Source organism: Bradyrhizobium sp. 76, assembly GCF_023073025.1.
In the GTDB taxonomy this organism is placed as follows: domain Bacteria; phylum Pseudomonadota; class Alphaproteobacteria; order Rhizobiales; family Xanthobacteraceae; genus Bradyrhizobium.
Map to the genome: position 1 here is coordinate 1 of NZ_JADPIS010000111.1, position 2,780 is coordinate 2,780.

The window sequence follows — 2,780 nt, forward strand, 5'->3', positions numbered from 1 at the left end:
CCACGCGGCGTGCTCGTCGAGCCAGCCATCCTTCAGGCGACCGATGGCGGATGCCGACAACCCGGCAGCATCCTTGCCGAGCAGCGCAGCCAGCGCCTCCGAGAAGTCGCCGGTCGAGATCCCCTTCAGGTAAAGGATCGGCAGCAGCGTCTCGATCGACTTCGAGCGGCGCATGTAGGGCGGCAGGATCGACGGCGCGAACCGGATGCGGCCAGGATCGGTGGCGGCGGCCTCGCGATCGCGTACACGCGGCTGGCGGACGGCGACCGGACCGATACCGGTCATCACCTCGCGCTCCGGCAGGTGGCCGTGGCGGACGACGCGCTGGTGGCCGTCCGGGGTCTTCAAATCGGCATGCTGGCCGAGAAAGTCCGCGACCTCGGCTTCGACCGCCTTGGCGAGAAGGGCACGTGCCCCGCTGCGCAAGACTTCTGTGAGTTGGTCGTCGAAGATTCCTGGCTGAATCAGTTGGATGACGTTATCGTTGGACACGGCATATCGCTCCTTCGGTGGAGAAGTGGAGGCGTCAAGCACCCCCACGATATACCGCCTTCCCGATTCCCGCCGTCACCAACTTTGGGCGATAGCTCACTCGACGGTCACGGAAAGGGACATCGCACTTGTGGTCGAATCGATAGAGAACAAGCAGGACCCGCTGTTACGAGCGTTGTGAACCATTGTCCGGTTTGTGACAGGACGCGCGTCCTTGTCAGTTACCAAAGCCCCGACGGCTTCTGCCGAGCGCCGTTTCTAGACAATGATTCAACGTCTATCAGGATAGATGAGGGACTGGCACAGACGTTGCTATTGAAGTGCATCGTGAGGCAGACTGTTAGAAGCACGAACTCGGGGGTAGCCGAAGTTGCGGCGTTTTTCGCTCGACTGTCGACGGACTGATTAAGTACGCGAGGGTGACGTCCCGGGAGATCAACTCCGTCTGCTGCAACTTGCTTAGGCTTTTCGTGCGTGTCGGTTCGTCATGGCACATTCAAGAGGCCCGGTCAGGTAAGTTAGATCCTGATGAGGGATGATGCTTAAGTCGCAGAAAGAAATCCCAAGAGGCGCTCGCGGCAAACCTTGGCTACCTCAAACAGGCGGGCCATGCAAAAAGCGCCCCGCAAACGAGGCTGAGAAAGTGCGCTCGTCATCGAGAATGGAAAGTGTCGACAATGACGCAAGCCATCGATACCAATAGCCACTTCAGCGTGCGTGAGGAGCTCGGAATCCGCGCAACGGCGGTAAGCCAGTCCTCGGCAGACGGTGACTTTGTCCGCTACTGGAGCCGAAACAGTGATCGGGCGTCTGCGTTGGCTGCGGTGGGAAGGCGAACCGAGGACGCGATCAAGAAGACCGGCATCGGCCTGCGGCTATCTTGCGAGAATTTCACCGGCCACGATCTATCCGGATTTCCGTTGCGGCGATGCATCCTCAATCGTGCGCAACTTCACGGAGCGAAGCTGGATGGAGCCGATCTGTCCGAGGCCAACCTCATTTGCCCGGGATTAGAGCGCGCAAGTTTCCGCGGAGCCAAGCTCGACTTTGCGTATATGCATGCTATTGCCGCGCAGGTCTGCAATTTCGATGATGCAAGTTTGCGCAATCTCATCGATGCAACCGGTAGCCTATTCCACGGGTGCAGCATGCGAAGGACCCGTTTCGACAACGCAGTCCTAAGTGGCGTCCTCTTCTATCAATGTGACGCGAGCCAGGCTGTCTTTGATGGCGCCGAACTGCAAGGATCGACCATCAATGAATGCTACCTGCCTTGCTCGTCCTTCCATTTTGCCAAGCTAAACCAAGTTACGATGACGAAGGCGCATCTGACCGGCAGCTCTCTCTCGCAGTCAAGGGGCGAGTTTCTATCAATCGTCCGCCCCACTTCGATCGATCAGCTAGTGCTAGAAGACGCTCATCTTCCCTATCTCAGGCTTTCAAAGGCGAGCGGTCGCATTCTGGCCAAAGCGCTGAGCGCCCCCTTTGCGGATTTCAGCCTCTCAAATCTTGCGAAGGCGGAGCTCGACGAGGCAGATCTATCGGAGGCGCGACTTCTGTCCGTAAACCTCGCCAATGCCAACCTCGTCGGCGCGGTGTTGAACGGAGTATCAGTGCGTTCTTGCCAGCTCGATGGAGCTGATCTATCTCGCGCATCAGGGGAAGCCATTTCGATCTTCGAGAGCACGATGCGATCCGCCCAGTTGCGCGGCTTCCGTGCGCGCTGTGCGTTTATACGCGATTGCGATATCGATGATTCAGATTTTTCGCAGGCGTACCTATATCGCTCAATGATTACCGGTGATCCTCCGCAGTCCATGGCTTTGAACCGCGCCAATTTCGAGGGAGCCAACCTTGTTCAGTCATATATTGCGGCAGGAATGACTGGCAGCAACCTGGAAGCAGCCCGTACGGCATACGTTCGAATGAATCAATCCTCGCTCTGCAAGACTAACTTGAGTGGAATTTCACCTTTCCAGGCAAGCTTTGTAAAAACAGACTTCTCGGATGCAATGATAACGACGTTTGAACCGCCGTTCTTTGCAGACAGATGTCCTGGGCTCCAGGCTGCTTTGAAGGACGTGGAAGATCAGAAATACAAACCTTCAGAGTATCTGGCTGACTTCTCATCGCTAATGAGACGCGGTCGAGAGGGATCGAGCTGATTTAAGCCGAAATGCGCATGGCGATCTAGCACTACTTTGGCAGATTGTTGATTTTGTCTCGTTTTATAGGATTCCCGAATCAATTTTTCAATGATTCATGGGTGGTCGGCTCTTGGAGGGCTG

General features: G+C 56.6%; 2 protein-coding genes. One reads left to right on the top strand and one right to left on the bottom strand.

The window, feature by feature from the left end; genetic code table 11:
• Positions 1-492, bottom strand: a 492-nt coding sequence (locus IVB48_RS32390; protein ID WP_247406506.1) for a transposase, incomplete at its 3' end; no start/stop codon positions are given.
• Positions 493-1,169: 677 nt separating this feature from the next.
• Between IVB48_RS32390 and IVB48_RS32395 the strand changes: the two genes are divergently transcribed.
• Positions 1,170-2,657 (top strand): pentapeptide repeat-containing protein, encoded by a 1,488-nt coding sequence (locus IVB48_RS32395; RefSeq protein WP_247406509.1) that lies wholly within the window; start codon positions 1,170-1,172, stop codon positions 2,655-2,657.
• Positions 2,658-2,780: the final 123 nt, after the last annotated feature.

Coding starts and splice junctions, on each gene's coding strand:
- IVB48_RS32395 (WP_247406509.1), top strand. CDS start 1,170: ATGACGCAAGCCATCGATACCAATAGCCACTTCAGCGTGCGTGAGGAG.